The 19,635-nt window shown below is 63.5% G+C and carries 9 protein-coding genes; 4 read left to right on the forward strand and 5 right to left on the reverse strand.

Features of this window, described 5'->3' with window-relative positions:
- Window positions 1-191 precede the first annotated feature (191 nt).
- From AC1ROD_RS06985 to AC1ROD_RS07000, 4 genes are read left to right on the forward strand one after another with little or no spacing between them, the layout of a single operon-like run.
- Window positions 192-1,139 carry a hypothetical protein gene (locus AC1ROD_RS06985; RefSeq protein WP_492947518.1) on the forward strand — a complete coding sequence of 316 codons (948 nt, stop codon included), beginning with the start codon at window positions 192-194 and terminating at the stop codon, window positions 1,137-1,139.
- Window positions 1,129-8,430 carry an SPM autocatalytic domain-containing protein gene (locus AC1ROD_RS06990; RefSeq protein ID WP_492947519.1) on the forward strand — a complete coding sequence of 2,434 codons (7,302 nt, stop codon included), beginning with the start codon at window positions 1,129-1,131 and terminating at the stop codon, window positions 8,428-8,430. Before AC1ROD_RS06985 ends, AC1ROD_RS06990 begins: the two co-directional genes overlap by 11 nt.
- Complete coding sequence (locus AC1ROD_RS06995; protein WP_492947520.1) at window positions 8,427-8,909, forward strand: toxin-activating lysine-acyltransferase; 483 nt, start codon at window positions 8,427-8,429, stop codon at window positions 8,907-8,909. The genes AC1ROD_RS06990 and AC1ROD_RS06995 overlap by 4 nt, the downstream gene beginning before the upstream one ends.
- Window positions 8,881-9,378 carry a hypothetical protein gene (locus AC1ROD_RS07000; RefSeq protein ID WP_492947521.1) on the forward strand — a complete coding sequence of 166 codons (498 nt, stop codon included), beginning with the start codon at window positions 8,881-8,883 and terminating at the stop codon, window positions 9,376-9,378. Before AC1ROD_RS06995 ends, AC1ROD_RS07000 begins: the two co-directional genes overlap by 29 nt.
- Window positions 9,379-9,583: 205 nt before the next feature.
- Here AC1ROD_RS07000 and AC1ROD_RS07005 read toward each other — a convergent pair whose 3' ends face one another.
- The 5 genes from AC1ROD_RS07005 to AC1ROD_RS07025 all read right to left on the reverse strand — a co-directional run bounded on the left by AC1ROD_RS07005 (window position 9,584) and on the right by AC1ROD_RS07025 (window position 19,106).
- The gene (locus AC1ROD_RS07005) at window positions 9,584-11,665 is read right to left on the reverse strand and encodes a pYEATS domain-containing protein (protein ID WP_492947522.1); all 2,082 of its coding nucleotides are present in this window, start codon (window positions 11,663-11,665) and stop codon (window positions 9,584-9,586) included.
- On the reverse strand, window positions 11,652-12,752 hold the full coding sequence (locus tag AC1ROD_RS07010; protein WP_492947523.1) for a caspase family protein: 1,101 nt from the start codon (window positions 12,750-12,752) through the stop codon (window positions 11,652-11,654). The genes AC1ROD_RS07005 and AC1ROD_RS07010 overlap by 14 nt, the downstream gene beginning before the upstream one ends.
- The gene (locus tag AC1ROD_RS07015) at window positions 12,749-14,278 is read right to left on the reverse strand and encodes a hypothetical protein (protein ID WP_492947524.1); all 1,530 of its coding nucleotides are present in this window, start codon (window positions 14,276-14,278) and stop codon (window positions 12,749-12,751) included. Before AC1ROD_RS07015 ends, AC1ROD_RS07010 begins: the two co-directional genes overlap by 4 nt.
- 318 nt (window positions 14,279-14,596) lie before the next feature.
- Window positions 14,597-18,508, reverse strand: coding sequence for an SIR2 family protein (locus AC1ROD_RS07020; protein WP_492947525.1), 3,912 nt, complete (start codon window positions 18,506-18,508; stop codon window positions 14,597-14,599).
- Window positions 18,423-19,106: a hypothetical protein gene (locus AC1ROD_RS07025; protein ID WP_492947526.1), complete on the reverse strand. Its 684-nt coding sequence runs from the start codon at window positions 19,104-19,106 to the stop codon at window positions 18,423-18,425. The genes AC1ROD_RS07020 and AC1ROD_RS07025 overlap by 86 nt, the downstream gene beginning before the upstream one ends.
- Window positions 19,107-19,635 lie beyond the last annotated feature (529 nt).

Consider the following 19,635-nt stretch of genomic DNA (forward strand, 5'->3'; position numbering starts at 1 on the left):
CTATGTCGGTTGTAGGGGCTGGAGGGTGCGCAGCTGCTCCATCTGTACAGTCTCGCGCCCCAGTTGCCGCAGACCCCCGTCTGTTTGAAATCCCTGTCGACAGTCAGGCCATAACCGCCCAGGCGTGCAATCTTTCGTCTTTCCGGGTGACTGGCGGGGCTCCTGAGCTCTTGCCGGGGTCGGGCCTGACCATGGCGGAATATGTCTCACGACTGTTCCTCACGACCTGCGAGGCCGGGGTCATGCCCGTATCGCATGGCCCCATCCTGATCGACATCCAGGTCGCCGGCGATATTCCGGCTTCGATCACTGTTGATGACGGTCGGACCCCGCGTGTGTTTACCAATGCGAACATGCCGTCGGGCCGCGTTGGCGTGGTCATCGTGGGGTTCCGGCCCGAGCGAGCTTCATTCCTGCTGAAATCCGTACTGGACTGGTTCGATCAACAGGGACCGGGCGTGCCTCACACCGCAAAGGGGCTTTTCGAGCTGTTTTGCGACAACTCGCCGATGATGATTCCCGAAATGCCGGACCCGGCCGAAGGGCCGGGACCCGTGTTTATGCTGATCGCGGCCGACAACGTTGGTGACACCGCCTTCAGCAGTGTCAGTCGGGTCGAATGGGCCTATGCGGCCCCGATCAGGGCGGCCGACGGAGTCGGCTGGTCGAACACTCGTGGGGGCTCGACGGGTTTGCTGCGTGTTCTGGAAAACGGGGATTACGAGGTTCAGCCCGTTTTTCTTGTTCAGGACATCACCAGCGCCCCCGCCGAGTGCCGGAACAACTATGACCTGTCGGCGTCGGGGCTGAATGACGCCGATCAGGCTGGCTTGCGGGCGCGTCTCGCTGCCAGCGATGCGAACATCGCCGGGTCGAACCCTGACGCCCGCACGCGCATCTGTTCTCGTTACAGAGTGATACAGCGTCCAACCCGCTTCGAGGGATCGGTCTCGGGAGGGCTAGGCTCCTTCGGCGACGGGACCAGCTTCGCCTTGCTTATGCAGGTGGGAAACGGCGCGACGCCGTCCGAACACACCCAGATGACGACCAGCATGTTCTGGGGCCCCCGAGATGTGTCCTGGAACACCTGTAACCGTGCCGTAAGGCGACAAATAAGGGGAGGCCGCGATGCCGGATGACAACAGGTTGTTCCGACGCTTGACCGTCGGTCTGGGTTATGACGCGACGATAGCGGGTCAGCTTCGCAACAGCCCGACCCGTTCGGTGACCCTGTCGAACGCAACTCTGCGGGACGCCTATAATCGATTATTCAATATCGGCACGCTGCCCGGCGGAAGCGGGCATCCGTCGGGAGTAGGCAACTACGCGCTCAGATTTTTCGATGAGTATGCCCCTGGACGGAACATCGAGACCTTCATCTATCAGGGTGTAAACGGGGCCACGGTCAGCATCACCTCCGTCAGCGATGCGACAGGAAATCACTATTCCTTGAGCGTCGACGGGATTGACTCCGGCAATGGTGAATTCTGGCCCGATCTGACCGATATCACCTCGCAGCAAGTGGGACTGCGGAGCCGCCAGTTACAAGATATCACTTCCGCCATGCAGGCCTATTTCGGGGCAGGCTATCAGTCCGTCGTCTTCGATCAGGTCGTCGGCCATTCCCACGGCGCCGCTGTCGTTCTCGATTTCGCGGCGACGCACGTCAATCAGGTCGCGGGCATCGAGGTCTACGATCCTCAGGGGATTTCCTTCCTGTCGAGCCTCAGCTCGATCCGGGCCGCCGGCATTCCCTTCTTCGGTCAGGCGACGACCGGCGACTTCCTCACCAACGGTCTTCTGGCGGGAGGACAGTACGGCGCCAACGCCATGGCCCTGGCGACGCTCGGCGTCGGGCAGATATCTCGACTGTTCCTGGATTTTCCGGGGTCGATCGAGCTGCTGGATGATTTCACTCCGATGTCGCAGTTCGGGAAGTCGGCCTTTTACACCCACACCTGGGACTCGCTGATCACAGAGCTGATCGCCAAATACGGTCTCGGTTCCGACCCGGCCGCGTGGCAACTGCCGCTTTGGGCCGACAATCAGGCCGCCTTTTTCCGAAACGATCTCGATACGCCCATTCTCGGGCCGACCGGTCGACCCCGTCGCCCCGCGTTTGACGAAATGGGTGCCCGCGCCAACGCGGCGATCGTCAGATTTGCTCAGGATAGTCTTCGAGGGCACAATCTGAGACCCGGGACCCGGGTAACGCAGGACCTCGGCGGCGGCGTTTACAACATTCGTTACCAGTTCAACAGCACGACCAATCCCAACATTTTTGTCAGCGTTGAGACACGCTTGACGATGAAGCGACCACTGACTCTCGCCGAGCATAACCTCTTGGTCGATCGGGGGATTTCCTGGGCGTACGGTTCAGGCCTCGTAATGGACAATGCGCAGGTAAGCACTCAGGTTCACGGAGCGACGAACCTTACCGCGACAACTGTTTCGAACCTGGACGGCACTTCCTCGATGACGGTGAACGTCGGCGGCCCGAATGGCCAGACCGCCGCGACCTTCGTGTTTACCGACGACCCCCAGACCGGCGAGACGACGATGACATCGGCGCTCGGGGTCACTCCCGCCCAGCTTGGCGCCACCTTCCTTCGCAATCTGGGGCCGACGATCGCCGATCTTCTGGTCCCGGACAGCCGGGTCGGCAATTTCGTGGCCAATGTCGTGATTTCGGGCGTTCTCGACCGTGTTGCGACCAGCCTCACCCAAGCGCCGCGGTCTGCGAACTTGGCGGATGTTTCCGAGCGCGCCGTTGGAGAAACCGCCCAGACCTGGGGCGGCACCTTCCGCTCTGCGCTGACGGATCAGGTGGTTGGCGCCGCCAGCAGCTATCTCGCCCTCGAGCTGGGAGAGGCGCTGGGCCTTCGGGGGTTTGGAGCAGAGCTCTTCGGGCAAGTGTCCGGCTCTGTCTTCAGTGAAGTCTTCAGCTCCGCCCTGATCGACTCTCGCAACATTTTCGCGGGCGTCGACATCGGGCAGATTTTTGATGCCGGAAACTGGACCAGCGCCGCCACAGCGCCGACGCTGTGGCAAACCACCATCGGATCGTTCTTCGGTTCTCAGCTGGCGTCACGTCTGGTTGCTCCGCAAACCCAGGCGGGAGCGGTCCTGGCCTCCCTTGGCTCCTCGTTCGGGTCGTTGGTCATGTCGTCGGCCCTGACCGGGATCACGGGACTGGGTTCGATCGGGACGGCGCTGACCGGGATCGGCTCGGCCTTCTCGGCGCTGGGGACCTTCGGAAATTTCCTTGCGCCCGGAATCGGATCGTTCGTCGGCTATGTGCTCGGGGCGCTGATCGGCAACCTGTTCGGCCGCAAGAAGCCGAGGACGCCGACGGCCTCCGGCGAAACCTATCTGAACAGCAGCAGCGGCATTTTCGTCCTTGGGGCGGTCACCGCCGCCAACGGGGGTGATCTCAATCTGGCCCGTTACATGGCGACTTCTGCCCGGGACGTGCTCAACCAGTTCGGCGCGAGCTACGGCGAAGGCGGCAGATCGATCTTTGTTGACGGTGGCGCACCCGTCCAGAAATACGGGCACACCGGCTCGCAGATCTGGGCGGAAATCAACGGCGTTCGGAAGAACTATTCCAGCGCGAACGACGCCGTCGACTACACCGTCATGAGCGTGGTCAAATCCAGCTACATCGTCGGTGGCGACATCTTCCTCAAACGGCTGATCAAGAACAGCAACGCGGACATTCTCTCGGAGTTTCTGGCCGACACCACGACGGTCGCTGACTACCGGACCTATGTTCTGAACAGCGACTTCATCAACGACCAGATCATCCGGGATCCGCATTCGACGTTTGCTGCGACGTGGACAATCACCGCCCTGCGCGCTGCCGAGCTGAAACTGGACGAGTGGTCGACATCCGACTTCAACGGCGGCCTTCAAGGATTCCTGCTGAGCATGGATCTGGAGCGCCACGACGTCTATTTCGAGGATGTGCAGGTCAGCGACGTGCTCGGGGGCATGACCCTGTCGGTCGACAAGAAGACTGATCCGGGCGGGGTCTTCTCCATCCTGCGTCAAGCCATGGACGGTCCGGCCGGCAACGATCTGCTCAATCCCCGCTGGCAGCAGGGACTGGCCGGCTGGGGGATGGCGAACTGGAACGCGACCAACCCCTATTTCGGGGTCAACGTAAACTCGGACTGGTCTGGACACGGCAACGACGTCCTTTGGACCCATATGCAGGGACCCACGGGTTCGGGCGTCAACGACATCTGGTCCGAGATGATCGACAGCCAGGCCGGGGCGACCTACGAGTTCAGCGTCATGGCGGCCCAGCATCGTGGTCTGGCGCGGCTGGAGGTCCAGTTCCTTGACGCCAATGGCAACCAGGTCGGCTGGGTGGAAATCCCGGGCGGCGGCCGTGAAGGCGGCGGCAACTACGGCGATCTGGCCAATTTCGACCTGATTTCGGGAACCGCCGTGGCCCCGCCCGGCACGGTCTATCGGCGGATGGCCATGCGCCTGTGGTCGATCGGGCAGGACAATCCCTACGCCTTCTTCACCCAGCCGAGCACCCGGCAGGTCGGCGGCCCGGCGCTCGACTGGTCCGAAAGCGGTAACGCCGTGCGCATCGATGACCTGTCCAAGATCGGTTATGTGCAACTGACCGACGGCAATACCTCGGGTAACGACTTCCTCGACTTCTCGAACCGGACCTCGGCGGTGGGCTGGAGCGACTGGAGCCAAACGACGGAGTACCAGACCTCCTACGACCAGTACGGCTGGGAGTATCAGGAACAGATCACGGTGACTCACTCCGGCGGCGACGACATCGTCGTCGGCAGCCGGTTCGGCGACTACCTCGCGGGCGCCGACGGCTGGGACTGGATCGACGGCGGAGAGGGCGACGACACCATCGAAGGCGGCGAGGGCAATGACGTCCTGCTGGGCGGCGGCGGCCGCGATCGTCTCGTGGGCGGCGCCGGCGACGACTATCTCGTCAGCGGCGCGGGCGATGACCATCCCTGGGGCGGCATCCCGGGAGCCGGCATGTGGGGCGGCGAGGGCAACGACATCATCGTTTTCAACGGCGGCATCGACGGCGGCTTCGGCGAGAACGGCGACGACATCTTCCTGATGGAGCAGGACACCTACATCCCGGGGCTCGAGGCCAGCGGAAACTACGACGGCAACTACATGGACTATGTCGACGCCGGCGCGGGGTCCGACACCGTCTCCTACGAGCGCTACACGACACCCATTCAGCGCAATCCCGACGCTAACTTCTGGCCCTGGGCGACGAACACCCTGGCCATGCCCGCGGGCGGCATCAATGGCGTTATTGTCTATCTGGGCAACCACCCGTCGTCCTGGAACAACGGTGACGCCTACTGGTCTGACGCCAAATACATCATGGGCGACTGGATCAAGGGCGTGGAGAACGTCACTGGGTCGAAGTTCAACGACTATATCTGGGGCGATGTGGGCGACAACGTCCTGAAGGGTGGCGACGGCGACGACTTCCTGGACGGCAACTACGGCAACGACGTCTTCGAGGGCGGGGCCGGGGCCGACTACATGTTCGCGCCGGGCGAGGGGACGCTGTCCTACGAAGGGTCCAACGCCGGGGTCTATGTCAATATGACCACCGGGGAAGCCTATGGCGGCCATGCGACGGGCGACCGCTGGCAGGCGATGGACCACCTCAGAGGTTCGCGGTTCGCCGACGACCTGAAGGGCGACGCCGGATCGAACCGCATTACCGCCCTTGGCGGCGACGACTGGATCGTCGCGACCGTCGGCGGCGACATCTATGACGGTGGCGAGGGCGTCGACACCGCCGACTATTCGGAAGGTTTCGCAACCGGGACATCGACATACGAAGTCTGGGTCGATGACGGCTACTGGGAGTACGACTGGTGGCTCCAGCAGAACGTCTGGGTGCCGAACGGCGGCCACTACGAGACCGTCACGACAACCCGGGCGGGCCTCAGCGTCTCGGGCGGATACGTCGAGTGGCGGGCGGCGGACGGTACGACCGGCACGCACAGCCTGATCGGCATAGAGCATGTCATCGGGACCGCCGGCGACGATTTCATCGGCATGGGATCAGGCGATGAGTACCTCACCGGTGGTGCGGGCAATGACACCCTGTCCGGCGGATCGGGCTCCGACACCTACTATTTCTCGCGCGGAGACGGGTTCGACCAGATGGTCGAGGACAATTCGGGCTCGAACGTCCTGTCGTTCGGGGCGGACATCAAGGTCGGCGATCTCGGCTTCGGCTGGCAGAGCCATGCGACCGGGGTGTTCGAAATCTTCCTGCTGAACTCGCCCACCGGTGATCGGGTGCGGGTCCAGGGCAATGTCGTCGCCGTCGGCAACAACAAGCTCAAGACGATCGACTTCAACGGCGGCGGGCAGCTCGATGTGTCGGGCCTGACCCGGATGCGCGTTGGGGGCAACGGCGACGATACGGTCACCGGCGAGTCGGATCAGGTCGACCTGATTGCCGGCTATGCGGGCAATGACGTCATGCGGGGCACCAACCAGAGTTGGGAATCCACCGGCAACGTCTTCATCGGCGGCGGCGGCGCGGACTATATGGTTGGTTCAGTCGGTGACGATCAGTACGCTTTCGATATCGGCGACAGCTACGACACCGTCGTGGACAGCGGCGGCGAGGATACGCTCGTCTTTGGCTCGACCGTCTCGGCGGATGGCGTTCGCGTTGAGGTTCAGGGCGGCGATCTGGTCGTGTTCTACAACCCTCTGGACTCGAACGACCATGTGCGGATCAGCGGCGGCGGCTACCGGATCCATAACGTCTACAGCGGCGAATACACGTTCAACACGATTGAATACATCAATGCTGGCGGCACCTGGATGGATATCCGCAAGCTCAACATCGCCTGGACGGACGTCGAGGACTACAGCGGCGGCTGGTATCCGATCGTGCTCGATCTGGCCGGAGATGGCCTCAGCCTGACCTCCATCGACGACTCGATGGTGGTGTCCAGACTCGACAGCGGCCAACTCGCGCGGGTGAGCTGGGTCGGGCCGACCGACGGCATCCTGGCGTTTGACCGGAACGGTGACGGCGCCATCAACCAGCTGTCCGAAATCTCCTTCGTCGGAGACAAGGAGGGCGCGAAGACGGACCTCGAAGGGCTCCAGGCCTGGGACACCAATGGCGACGGCAAGCTCTCCGCACTGGATGCGGGATGGAGCAAACTGAGGATTTGGGTCGATCGCAACCAGAACGGCCGCTCGACGGCCAGCGAACTGCAGACGCTGGACGAGATCGGGATAACCGAACTGAATCTGGCCGGCCGTGCGACGGGCTATACGGCGGATCTTGGACGCGACAGCTTCGTTCACAGCACGCTCGACTTCACCTGGTCGGACGGGACGGTCGGAACCGGTTACGATGTGGTTCTGATGCGACGTCTGATCGCCGAGAGCGGTCTTACCCGAGAGCAGATTCTTGCGGCCTGGGGAACGCCCGGGGCTGGGGGGGAACTGGGACGGCTGTTGAACGACCCTCTCGACGAGGCGGTCAACTCGCGGTCTGTCGGCAGCAATCTTACGCCTGCCGCCGTGGACGCCAGCTCTGGACGCAAAATGGCGGCCATTGCCAGCGAAGACTCCTCCGATAGCGAGACCACGATCAACGATGTGATCGCGCCGATCGATGTCAGGGCGACCCTGGCGGATATCCTCGCCCGCGCCCAGGTGGACTTCAGCGATCACGACGACCTGTACGAGGAAGACGAGGCGCGCTGGACCAATGTCCTTTCGGGACGCCGCGGCGTGTCGGACGGCTATGTCGAGACAGATGCCGGCGTTCTGCCGTCGGCCAGTCTGGCGACGACGGTGCGGGGCGCCTTCGGGCGCGCCTTCGGTGCGCCGGAGATTTCTCTGGAGCAGGACGCTTCAGGGCCCGTGGATACGCCTGCTGCAGGGCAGGCGGGCCTTCCGGCAACGGCAAGACCGGGCGCTGCTTCTGGCGTCGGTGGTCTGACGGATTCTGGCGGGTACGCGTCGTTCGCATCCGACTACTCGGATCTGGACGCCGCAGCGTCACTGCTGAGCGGCGAGGGGGCGATGTCGACGGCGCTCGATGTTGCGCCTGTCACCCTTGCGAGCGCTGACACCGGATCCGCCTGGTGGCGAACGGCGGACATGCCAGGTTTGACCCAGATCAGTGAGGGCATTGTTTCTGTATCCGAGGGCGTCGAGACGCCTTCGGTCGATGGAGGCCTGCACGCGTCCCGGTCGATCTCCAGTGATCGTCAGAAGTTGCTCCAGGCCTTGTCCGGCTTCAGTCGGGACAAGGGGGCGTCGGCCGCGGTCTGGAACCGGGGAGATGATCTCTCGGGGACTGGCGGGCTTCTGTCTGCCAGCAAGCCGTTGCCCATTGCGAGGTCTGGTGATCAAAGGCTCCTCGCATGACCGAAATCTCCGCCAATGAGTTGCCGATGACGCCGCAGAACATTCCGCCTTCGCCCGCGCCCAAAACGGTCGCCCAGATGTTGGGGGAGATTGTCTGGCTGATGTCGCAGTCGCCCGTTCACAAGCAGCTGTTCATCGGCGATCTCGAATGGTTCGCCATGCCGGCGATCCTGGTCGAGCAGTTCCGGATCTTCTACGGCCCGAACTCGCCGGCGGCGGTTGCGCTGTGGGCTATGGTTTCGGAAGAGACGGAACAGCGGCTTGAGGCCGGGGCGCACAAACTCCGCGCCGACGAGTGGCAGGGCGGCGACCGGCCGTGGCTCATCGAACTGATCGCACCGTTCGGCGCCCAGGACGAAATCCTCGCTGATCTCTCTCTCAATGTTTTCAACGGGCGGGCGTTTAAATTCCACGCCGCGACCCCGCAAGGCCAGCGCGAAGTCAAGACCTATGAGCCCGAAAGCTCTGCAATCAACTAGCGCGACGGCGGGGCTTTTTCTCGCCGCCTCTACTTTGGGCGCATGTGCGGTGCTGGCGCCTCCGGTCGATACGGTTTCGATGTTGCGCCCCATCGAGACCGCCGCCGTCAATGACGTCGCGCAGATCCGGCCTCGGGCGGAAGCCGGCGACGCCCAGGCGCAGCTTGCGCTTTGGGTCAGTCTTTCGCTGGGTCTGAATGGCGGTGAACGAACGCCGGCGGAGGCCGCCCTGTGGCGGTCGAGAGCCCTGGCCTCGCGAGGCTATACGCCGATCACCCAATACACCGCTGCGTTTGACGGCCAGCCCTCCCGGATCAACATCATCAACGTTCCTCGCTACGGAGCGCCGCCCGTGCAGGTCGAATTGATTGAGCGATGTCTTGCCTGGCTCGATGGCCTTGCGCCGGATACGAGCCTGTGTGGAGAAGGTGAATACGGCCAAAGGCTGCGGGCGCTGTGGACCCGTTAGACGATGCCCGATCAAGGGCACGGGGCCTGATCTCCAGGCGATGAGGTGGCTGCCGCGAAACCCCGCCTCCAGGACAGTTCCGCCCGCTGGCGCGCCGAGCTTATCGGCCAGATGTCAGACATCGGCATGTCTATGAAGTCCGCTCCTGGCGCATTTCGCCCTGCACCGGGCTTGTGATGAGGGGAGGCTCACGATTCAGCCTCGATCACCAATCGCGTATGATCTGCGGTGCGTCGTCCAGTAGGGCGAGGTCGAGTTCAAGCTCGAGTCCTGGGCGAGGCATCCACATGCCGACCGTGAATCCCCCATAGGCGCGTACGGTCAGCACCGCCCGGCCCTCGCAGATCCGCGTCGATTGCTCGGGCGACGAGAAGGTGCTGTGCAGGAAGAACAGGACCCGATCGCCGTCCTTCCACGCCGCGCGCGGGCTGGCTGACAGGGTCAGTTCGATCTCAACCCATTCTCTGTCGATCTCGCGGAACGCGGCGCCCAGTCGGAAACCGTCGCGTTCGGACAGACCGCCGAAGCGGCCTTTGTTGGAATCGTCCAGGACAGTGATCGGCCGCCGGGTGAAGGGCGGGGCTAAGCGGACCTTGCGCTGTTCGAGCGCGGAGCTCACCCCCGGTATCCGCGGTATCCGCGGTATCCGCGGCGCCCGGGGTGGGGCGGGCTCGGAGGCTGGTGTCGCCCAAGTCTCGGCTGATTGGCGCTCGGATGCGACCTCCTTGCTCACTTGCATAACGAGCCGCTCCAACGGCTTCCGACAGAAAAGGAAGAGCGCCGCGTAGACCGCAATGCAGGACGCGATCTGCAAATAGAAGGCAGTGTGCGAGGGCATGAAGTTCACGAGCATGCTTTGTGTCTGGCTCGCGAACATCACTACAATCCCGAGCAGGCCCGCCAGCGCCACTGCCAAAAGTTCGGAAAAATTCCAGTCTCGTCTACGGATGTCGAGGTCCGACCGTCGTTGCGACCATGCGTCCCGGGGCGTCGCGATCCCTCCCGACTTCGCCGCAGCCACCCGCCCCACGACCCATGGGCCGGAGGCGAGGGAGTCCGGTACGGTCGCCGATTCCGCGCGTTCATCGCCCGGGAATCCGATGTGGCGTTCCTCGTCGGTCAGCCAACTTGCGGCGGCCAGGAGCATTGGAAGCGCGGCGATCGGCGGGACCGTCTCGCCCGTCAACCTCCTGCGGCACAAGGCGACATCGGGGACGCCCGCCATGTCCTCGCCGAGGCTGTCGAGGAGGTGGCCCGCGCGCTCCCGCCAACGGATCTCGAACTCGGCCTGGTCCGCCTCGTCGTCCGGCCACGGGTCGTCGAAGGCGGCCGATCGCGATTGCCCGAGAGCGGACAAGATGGTCGTCGCGGCGTAGAGCTTCAAAAGCGGGTCGCCTCCCTCGTCGGCCACCCGCGCGAGGGTGGGTTCGTTGAGGTTGTCTCTGGGGCCGGCCAACGCGTCCAGGAGCGTCTCGGCGACCCGGACATCGGATTCCCTCGGCGGCCTTACCTGGTTCTGAGGCGCGCTGATGATCACCGTCCGCGCAGGGTCCGCTCCCTTGCGTGTCTCGAGGCCATAGCGGCCCTCCTCCTGTACGAGGACCTGGGCGACGGTGCGTCGCAAGATGATGAAGGTCCTCCGTCCCTTGATGGCGGGCACGGTCTGATAGACGCTGGCGCCTTCCGCGGTCTCGAACCTGAGGCGGAACAGGCCAGGATCGACCGGATAGACGCGGACCGCCCAGGCGGCGCCGGTCTCGGGATTGGCGCCCGCCTCTTCACGCGCGGCCGACACCGCGGCTGTCCGGACCTCTTCACGCACTTCCGAGACCGCGACATCGTCGGAACGCATCGCGACACGGCGGCTGTCGAAAAGCTTCAATCCCCTGGACATCAAACCCCGCGCCCGCGGATCGAGGCTCTGCTCGAGGATCACGATCGTGGCGTCGCGGCTCGGTTTGTGGGTGCGGGGGCCAGACGCCTTGAGTCCCAGACTGCCGACGGCCTCGCGGTCCTCGGGGTAGGGCACGCGGACGGACGATCCTGGCTTGATCAGGGGTACGATCGTCTCGCGGGTCTCGCTCACTGAGGACCAGCGGACCACATATAAACCCAACGGCAAGCGCAAGCTCAACCGCTCGGCTCCACGCGCGATGGGCTCATAGCGGCCGGTGAGGATCTGGATTTCGAACCCCGGAGGTGAGGTCACCAGAAGGCGCGGTTCCCGGGTCTTCCTGGCCGATAAGGTGTCGGGTGCATCGCGGGATGGCGGCTCAGAGCTCGACATGACTGTCCCCGGGTCCGAAATGGGGAAATGCCTTCCCGCCCGGCAGACCCACCGGCTTCAACATATAGACCCCACCCGTCGGGACGCTCAGTCTCGTCGGCTGCGCCGTCGACACGATGGGTGGGCCCACCGGATTGAAGCTGTTGTCCATCAGATCGACGACCGTGCCTGGAGGAACGGTCCTGAAGGTGATGACGACGCCCGCCGTGAGGATCGCGGCGGGGCCTGAGACCACGATCAGCGGCGGGTTCGTATTCGGCGGGACGCAACCGAACTGAGGCTCCTGGCTCCGGCCACGACCCAGTAGCTCAGGAACGCGTTTCTCTACCTCGAGACCGAGGTCGCGGAATGTCAGAACATCATTCGCGTCGCGAAACGTCCGCAGCTTGTCCGTCAGGGCGTGCGTGAACGCCCCGCGTTTCGGGTCGTCCTGGGGAACTTCATACGACGTCCCGTTGGGCGCCGCCGCGCGGCCTACGCCGGTCAGGCTCCGCTTCTTGGCGACGCCGAACATCCGGGGGATCGGCATGTCGCCGGGGATGAGCGTCCTGCAGCAGTCGAGGAACATCAGGACCTGGGCGAATCCTTTGGACTGGAGCGCCCTGTTCATCTCGTCGCACGGAACGAACCCGGTGCCATTCGCGTAATCGCCGGCCAGGAAGCAGGTCTCGGTCACCGTATCGTCGGTGATCTCCACACCATGACCCGCCAGAAAGACAAAGCACCGGTTGACCTTCTTGTTCAGAAAACCTTCTGACGCCTCGCCCTGCAGAAAGCTGACGAGATTGATGAAGTCTCCGCTCGTGGGAGCCTTGCCCATGTCCGGAGGTGCGCTCCTCCTGCCGTTCGGGGGGAGTGGCCAGGGCGTCGGCGCCTCGAGGTAGGCCTCCAGGAGGGGACCGATCGCCCGGGCAGGCGGCGCGGGATAGGTCCAGAAGAACAGTCTGGCCGGCTCCACGCCGCCGCCGTTTGGGGCGAGCGCCCATTCGGCGAAATCGGCCGCGTCCGCGACCGCCCCGAAGAGATCGTTGAGCTCTGCCTGAGGCGGATGTCGATCGATGCCGACGATGATCGCCCAAGGCGTCATCCGATCAGGAACGCAATGGCGCTCTCCAGGGTGTCCGGGTCCTGGTCGAAGCCGCCGTGGCTGACCGCCTGGCTGCTGGCGCCCACACCGCCGCTCGATGTCGCATAGACGATGCCGTTCTCGGGGGCGGCGAAGAACCTGGTGATGGCGCCGATGGCCGCGATCTGGTCAGGGTCCTTGAGCCAGGAGATGTCAGCCCCAAGGAAGCGCTGCATTCCGACGAGTGGCGCATCTACGAAGGCTTCGCCTTTCAGTTCCTCGAACGCGCCGCTGACGAGGTAGAGGAGCGACGACGGATAGAGGAAGGGGAGCTTCTTGCCGAGGAGCACATCGGCGCGCTCGAGGTGGTCCCGCATGGTGAACATGCGCAGCCCGATGATGCGGCCGGCGGCGTGTTCGATCGCCTTCGCGAAGAGGTCGGTCCTGACGGCAGGCGCCAGTATTGCCAGCTTCACGGTTCGCGGTCCGTCTGGATCCAGGCGCAGGAGCAGTTCCGAGGCCCAGATCGACCCCGCGCTATGCGTCGTGATCATCACCTTTGACGCCGCCTCAATTGCCGGCAGCAACACCGCACCGAGGTTGTCGACCTTGAAGTGGTCGGCGGCGTCACGGTTCATCATCCCCCAGACCGCCGCGCCGATGACGTCGCCGTAGAGTTCGCGGACGAGTTCTTCCACGATCGTGGCGTAAAAACCGTGGTCCCGCCGCGAGCGGAACCGGCCGATTACGCGGAGCACGATCTTTCCGGCGTGCTCAAGGAGGAAGCTCGCGATCTGAAATCCCGTGAAGAGCGCGCGTCCAGGGGCATCAGCAGGGGTCGCTTGCCGGAGTTCGGCCTGGACCGCCGGGTTTAGCCGCTGCAGGATCGGATCACCTTTGGTCGCGTCCCCACGACGCGACAGGCTGCGCCCGAGCGTGGGCTCGAACGTGAGAGATGCAGCGATGTCGTCGGCGACCTTGCTGAAGGCGATGTCCGATTCAAGCAGACCCATGAACTGGCTCGCGAGCTGGCCGTCTGTACCGCCCAGGATCTCGGGCCCACGGCCCGAGGCCGTCGCCATCTCCAACCGCTCATCGATATCGGCGAACGGATCGCCATACCCGTCGGACTCAAGGCGATCAGCGATGGCGGTCGGCGTCAATTCCATATCGAGGTAGGCCGACCGCCCCTCCTTGCCCGGCAATCCCAGCCGGCTTGCCGCGAAATCCAGCAGCTTGCGAAGGAGGGTCCGGTAGAGGCGATCGTTCTTGAACAGGTCCGTCCAGTTGGTCTGAACAGTTTCGAGACCTCCCGTCCGCCAGACGACATAGACCTGCTCCCAGTCGGCAGGCGCTTGGAAACCGCCAGGCTTCCCGCCACTGAGCCGTTCGGCGATCGCAAGTCCGGCCTTCAGGTCCACGAGACCGCCGTGGAGGTGGAGATGGAGCGGCGCGCCGCCTTTAAGACGGACGAGTAAAGCGTCGAGCTTCTCGCGATCATCGGCGTCCAATTCGCCGTTCTTCGTCTTCAGGATTGTTACTGGCATGCGCAGCCCCCCTCCGCTTAACGAGATATCTACCACCACAACAACCTCGGGGCGAGATTCAAATATCTGCGATCTGCAAGCGGGGGCGACGGGTGTGGATATCCTTGGCTCGCCAACCGGTCTCAGAAATCGAACCTTCGCTGATCCTCCAAAATCGATCTTCCCAGCCGTCATCGACGTCGAAGTCATTCGGGCAGGAGAAGTTACGGTTCGGGTCGACCGACTGCTTTCGGCATTACGGAGGCCGATCTCACGGACCGATGCTCGACAGAGGCGACCCGGCCCGGAGACGGGAGATCGTCTCGACGGCTGCAGCTCTCACGAGATCGGCACGTCCGCCCGGTTGGAGGGCAGGGGGAAATGGCCTTCATTGGCCTCCGCCCGGCGAACGCGTTCCAGCGCCTGCTGGAAGCCCTTGCCTGTGCCGATTTCTGCCGCCTTGTCGAGAAGGGCGCGACCGGATTGCGGGTCCCCGCGCGCGGTCAGGATCCGGCCGATTTCGATCCTCAGCGAGGTCTTCTGCAGGCTGTGGCCGTAACGGCTGGCGATTGTCAGGGCGTCGGCCGCATAGCGCAGCGCCGTATCATAGTCGCCGCTCAGCCGCATGTGGCGGGCCAGGCTGGCGCTCGCTTCGATCCGGGCGCGATAGCAGTCAGAGAGCGTCGAGTAGCGCAAGGCGCGTTTGACGTCCTCCAGCGCCATGCGACGGACGTTCGGGTCAGCATTGACGCTGTGATTAATGTCGGCGCGAACGATCCTGCAGCGATGGAGGATGTCCATCTGTTTGGCGGACTGGGCCGCCGCAATGCCGTACTCGATGTGTTTTCGGGCTGAATCCTTGTCGCCGATAAAGCTCTGCAAACTCGCATAATGTCTCTGGAAGTGGGCGTAGGCCCGCTGTTCGCCGAGCCGGCGCAGGATTTCCTTGGCGCTGACATAGTAATCTCGCGCTTCGTGGTAGCGCCCCCGGACGTGGGCGATCAGGCCACGATAGCCGGTCGCCATGGCCGTCACGAGGATTTCCTCACGGGAGTGGGCGAAATCTCCCCGTGTCGCCGGGGTGATGTCGTCGCGGAACATCGCCTTGATGGTGTCGACCCGATGTCCATCGGGCGCCGCGGCGGCGTGATTGCGCCAGGGCGGAGCGTTTACAGTCGCCTCGATCTGATCAAGGAGCCTTTCCGCCGGCTTCAGGGCGCCACGCTCAATCAGGGTGGCCACGACATTCAGCGAAATCCGCCGCCAGTTATGGCCATGGTAGCCCGGCTCGATCACCCTGTTGGCGAGTTTGGCCGCGCTGAAGGCGCGGCGCGCATCAAACAGGTGCCCCTGGGCCAGGGCGACGACGCCACGTTCATTCTGAAGCCAGACCAGGTCGTCCACATAGAAGGGCTCGGGGCCCATGTGGTTTCGGGCGACAGGATCGTCTCTTGCATCATCCACCTGGTGGGTGCTGGCGGCGTCGTCGTCCTTCTCAGGAATGCTCGTCAGCTGCCGAACGATCTTGCGCGCCGCCGCGATCGCGCCAAAGCCCTGGATGATGCGATCCAGCCTCTGGGCATGCTCGGTCAGGGCGCCGTCGCGCTCCGAAGTCGCGAGGCGATCGTCCCGGTCGAACTTGAGCAGGGTGCTTGTCGAATAATAGCCCCGTACCAGCGAGAGGGCGGCGCGCAGACAAGCCGAGGCAATTCGGCTGCTTCTGGCGTTCAGCGAAAGGCGCGCTGTTTCCGCGTCACCCGGATGGAGATCCAGGGGCAAGAGGCTATCGGCAGGAATCGACGCCAACTGCGCCTCAGTCAGGACCGGCTTGTCGCTGGCGTTCTGGTACCTGTGCACGTCGTGCCAGCCGCCGACCAGATCGTCGACAAGAGCACCAAGCTCGTCATGGAAAGCCGGCTCAGGCGAGTAGTTGTCGCTCGGCTCGCTCATGAACAGCGACATGTTGAAGGTCGTCGCCAGCTTGGCGTCATTGATCGGAACGCCATGACGATCCCTGAGATAAAGCGCGAGGGATCGATGCAGGCCGTAACGGACGTGCAGCGGGTCTGTGGCCTCTTCAAGCGGCGTGTCTTCAGTCCGTCTGTTGTCGGGACCCGGTTCGTCGTGGCGTTCGAAGGCGATGACGAGGCCCAGGGTCTGCAACTGCGCCATGACCTCGGCGAGGTTGGATTTGACCTCGGCGTCCGTGGCGACATCCGTGCCTTCCTCTGTCTCCGCAAGGATCGCCCGGACCTTGGGCGCGAAGAGAAGAACAGCCGCCTCGATCGGAGCGCCGATGAAGCACATGGTGCGCAGGACCTCGAAGGCCACAGGACAATCGATCTTCAGGGCGCGCAGGAGAGACGGCTCAAGATAGGCGTCAAAGAAGGCGCGTGTGACGTCTTCGGGATTGTAGCGGGAGGCCTCACGGATCCGCAGGGCGGCTGATTCCGAAATGTCCCGGTCCTCGGCGAGGAAGGGCCGGCCCGTCGTCGATTTCGCCTTCGCGACAATTTTTTTCGTCTCTCGGGCGCGTTTTTCGAAGCATTGCGCAATCCAGTCCAGGTATTTGGACTTCAGAGGGTCCTTCTCCCGACCGGTGAGGATCTGCAGTCTCGTGCGCAGGATCGGCCGGGCTTTCGCCGGTTTGGGTTCAACCTCACGAACCGAGATCATCTGCAGGCTCGATCCCAGGGCCTCGCAGTAGGGGCGCAGCCGCTCCGTGCCCAGAAGAAGGAATTGAACCTTCCCGTTGGCCATCGCACAGCGGAGCATGTGGTCAAGCTCCGCGCTGAGCGGCGTGCCGTCAAAACCGAAGAAGCGGTCCGCGCCATTGATGACGATCAGGGTCGGGCGTTCGGTCTGGAATAGATCCTTGTTTGCGAACAGCCGCTCACGGCAGAAGTCGCCTTTCAGCGTCTTGTTGTGGCGCTGGGCCAGAAAGTTGGCGATGCCGAACAGAAGCGCGTCGCTGTCATAGCTGAACCCGGCGTTGATCAGGAGCCGATCCCCGGGGGCGGTTTCCCGGATGGTCATCCGGTCGATCTTCACCTCTCTCGCGCTGGCCTGGATGAGGTGTTCGCCCAGTTCTCCGCGACCAAACCCGGCGCGCGCGGCGGCGAAGATCACATCTTCAACCACGGATCCGCCGTCATGCTGCAGTCGCAGCAGTTCGGCATCGGACTGACGGCCGTGGGCCAGTTTGATCAGGCCCAGAGCCCCCCACATGCGAAACCCGTGATCCCGGCCCTGGGTGCGGGAAAAGCGGCGGTCGATGCGCCGCCAGCGATCAGGCGCCGGCCCATTGTCATTAATGCGCGCTACCAGCGCCGGCAGTTTGCGCAGCGTTCTGACGAGCGCCTCCTCCTCGGCCTTTGCCAGCGCGGCCGGGCTCGCTTCAGCCTTCTGATGGGGAAGCGCTTTCAGGTCCGCCGCGATCTTTCGCAGACGCTTGATGAATTTCGCCTGGTCTTCGGTCTCGGCTGTGTGTCCGAGCAGATCCCGGATCGAAGGTTCGATCCGGCCCAACTCCGTGGCCACCGACCTGCAAAGCGCCTCGACCGAACCTTGCGTCTTCAGGTGCGTGAGAGGCCCGTCGGGCGAGCAGACGACGTCCAGGTCCTCTTCGAAGAGGACGTGGATGCCGAGCCGGCGGCGGAAATCCAGCCGGCGATCCTTCATGAACTGGTCCCTGTTCTCCGGGCTCACCCGGGTGGTGTTCCAGACCAGAAACATCGGCGCAGGACGCCGCACCGGCGCATTGCTGACGAAATACTGCAGGGTCTGGTTCAGTTCGGTTTCGGTCATGCCGATACCGACGAACAGGATCGGATTGCCGCCAAACAGGACGCGCAGGCTGTGATCAAAGGGATCGCGATAGAGATCATCGAGCCGGTAAAGCCGATCGTACTGCCGGATATTGGCGATCAGGGAATCCGGAACGTCGGCGCGTCCGTGCAGGTGAAGAATGTGAGAGCCTGTTTCCGACGAACCGACAGCGAACTCGAACAGGCGGTCGGGGCGTTCACGATCTACGATGTCGCTCTCGACCTGGATCCCGTTACCGAGGGTCCTGCTCAACCGATTGCGATAGGTTCGGTTGATCGGCTTGCCGCTTTCCGGGCTGCCCATGAACCGACAGACCGAGCTGGGGTCCTTTTCGACATCACGTTTGGCCGCATATACGGCGGCCGGGTTCGCGGCGACGGTCGAGGGGGGGAAGGGGGTTATGTCCGAGTTGGTCGCGCTCATCGGCCCTGAGCATCAGGGCACGCTCAATCTCCAGATCGTAATTGAGGGTCGCGAACCGCTTGACCCCAAGGCCTTCGATCAGCGGTCGGATCGCTGCAGGCTCGGCATGCGCCCGAAGCAATCTGGCGTGGTGGGTTCGTGACGCGAAGATCCGCGCCACGCTGTTCTCGAACCTTTCCAGGGCCGGGGTTTGATAGACCCGTTCGATGACGAGCCCGGCGCGCGTTCGGCGCATTCGCGCATCAAGGTCACGAAAGGCTTCGTGCAGCTTCCACATCGCGACACGTACGTCGATGTCCTTGAGCGTGCCCTTCTCCATATGCCCGGCGTCGTCGATAATTTTCCAGAGCGCGGCCTCTTCCCGACGTACGCGGCGGAAATCGGTAGGGCGGACTTTGGAGAAGCCGCGTTTGTCGCGGATCTCTTCCGCCAAGTTGCGCGCGATCACCGCATAGGCCTGGGTGAAATCCGACCACGACGGGTAGCCGAGGGCGCGCGTCGACATCGCGCCGGTGACCGCAACCAACCGTCCCGTATTCATCGCCTTGGCGAAGGCCCTGAGCGTGTCTTCGCGCAGTTTGCCGTTCTCGTAGTCCACCCGACTTCGCATCTCGCTCCCCAGCCCTTGGCTTCAGGATGATCAACCAGTGTTCTGCGTCAACCTTAACGTGCTCGTCAGGGGAATTCGGGCCGTCAGAGCCTGCTCTGTCTTCCCGGTCCTCCAGGGTTGCGCCAGGTTCGCGCGGACGGATCACGTTCTGGTTGACAGGGATGTCAGCTCAATAACGGTGGCTGCCCTTAGCCTTTTCGGCCAAGGGCACGAAATGGCGCCGTCAAAACCCAAGCGGACAGGGGGCGGCGCCTTGAGAGCCGATGGCGTTCGCGCCTAGCCGAGCGCGGAGGAGAGCGCCAGAACGCCGATCAAGAGTCAGGGAAGGCCGGCTGGGGAACAGGTCGATCTGACCGCTCCAATGACCGGTTAATCGCCATTTCGGGTGAATTCTCGAACATCATTGGTTCCCCGGCGGGGGTACTTAATGATTTCAAGAGGGGGACGATGGTGGGTGATGTAGGGTTCGAACCTACGACCCGCTGATTAAGAGTCGTTGATTTGGCCTTTTTCAGCG

The organism is Brevundimonas sp. GW821-FHT12E07, assembly GCF_058807035.1.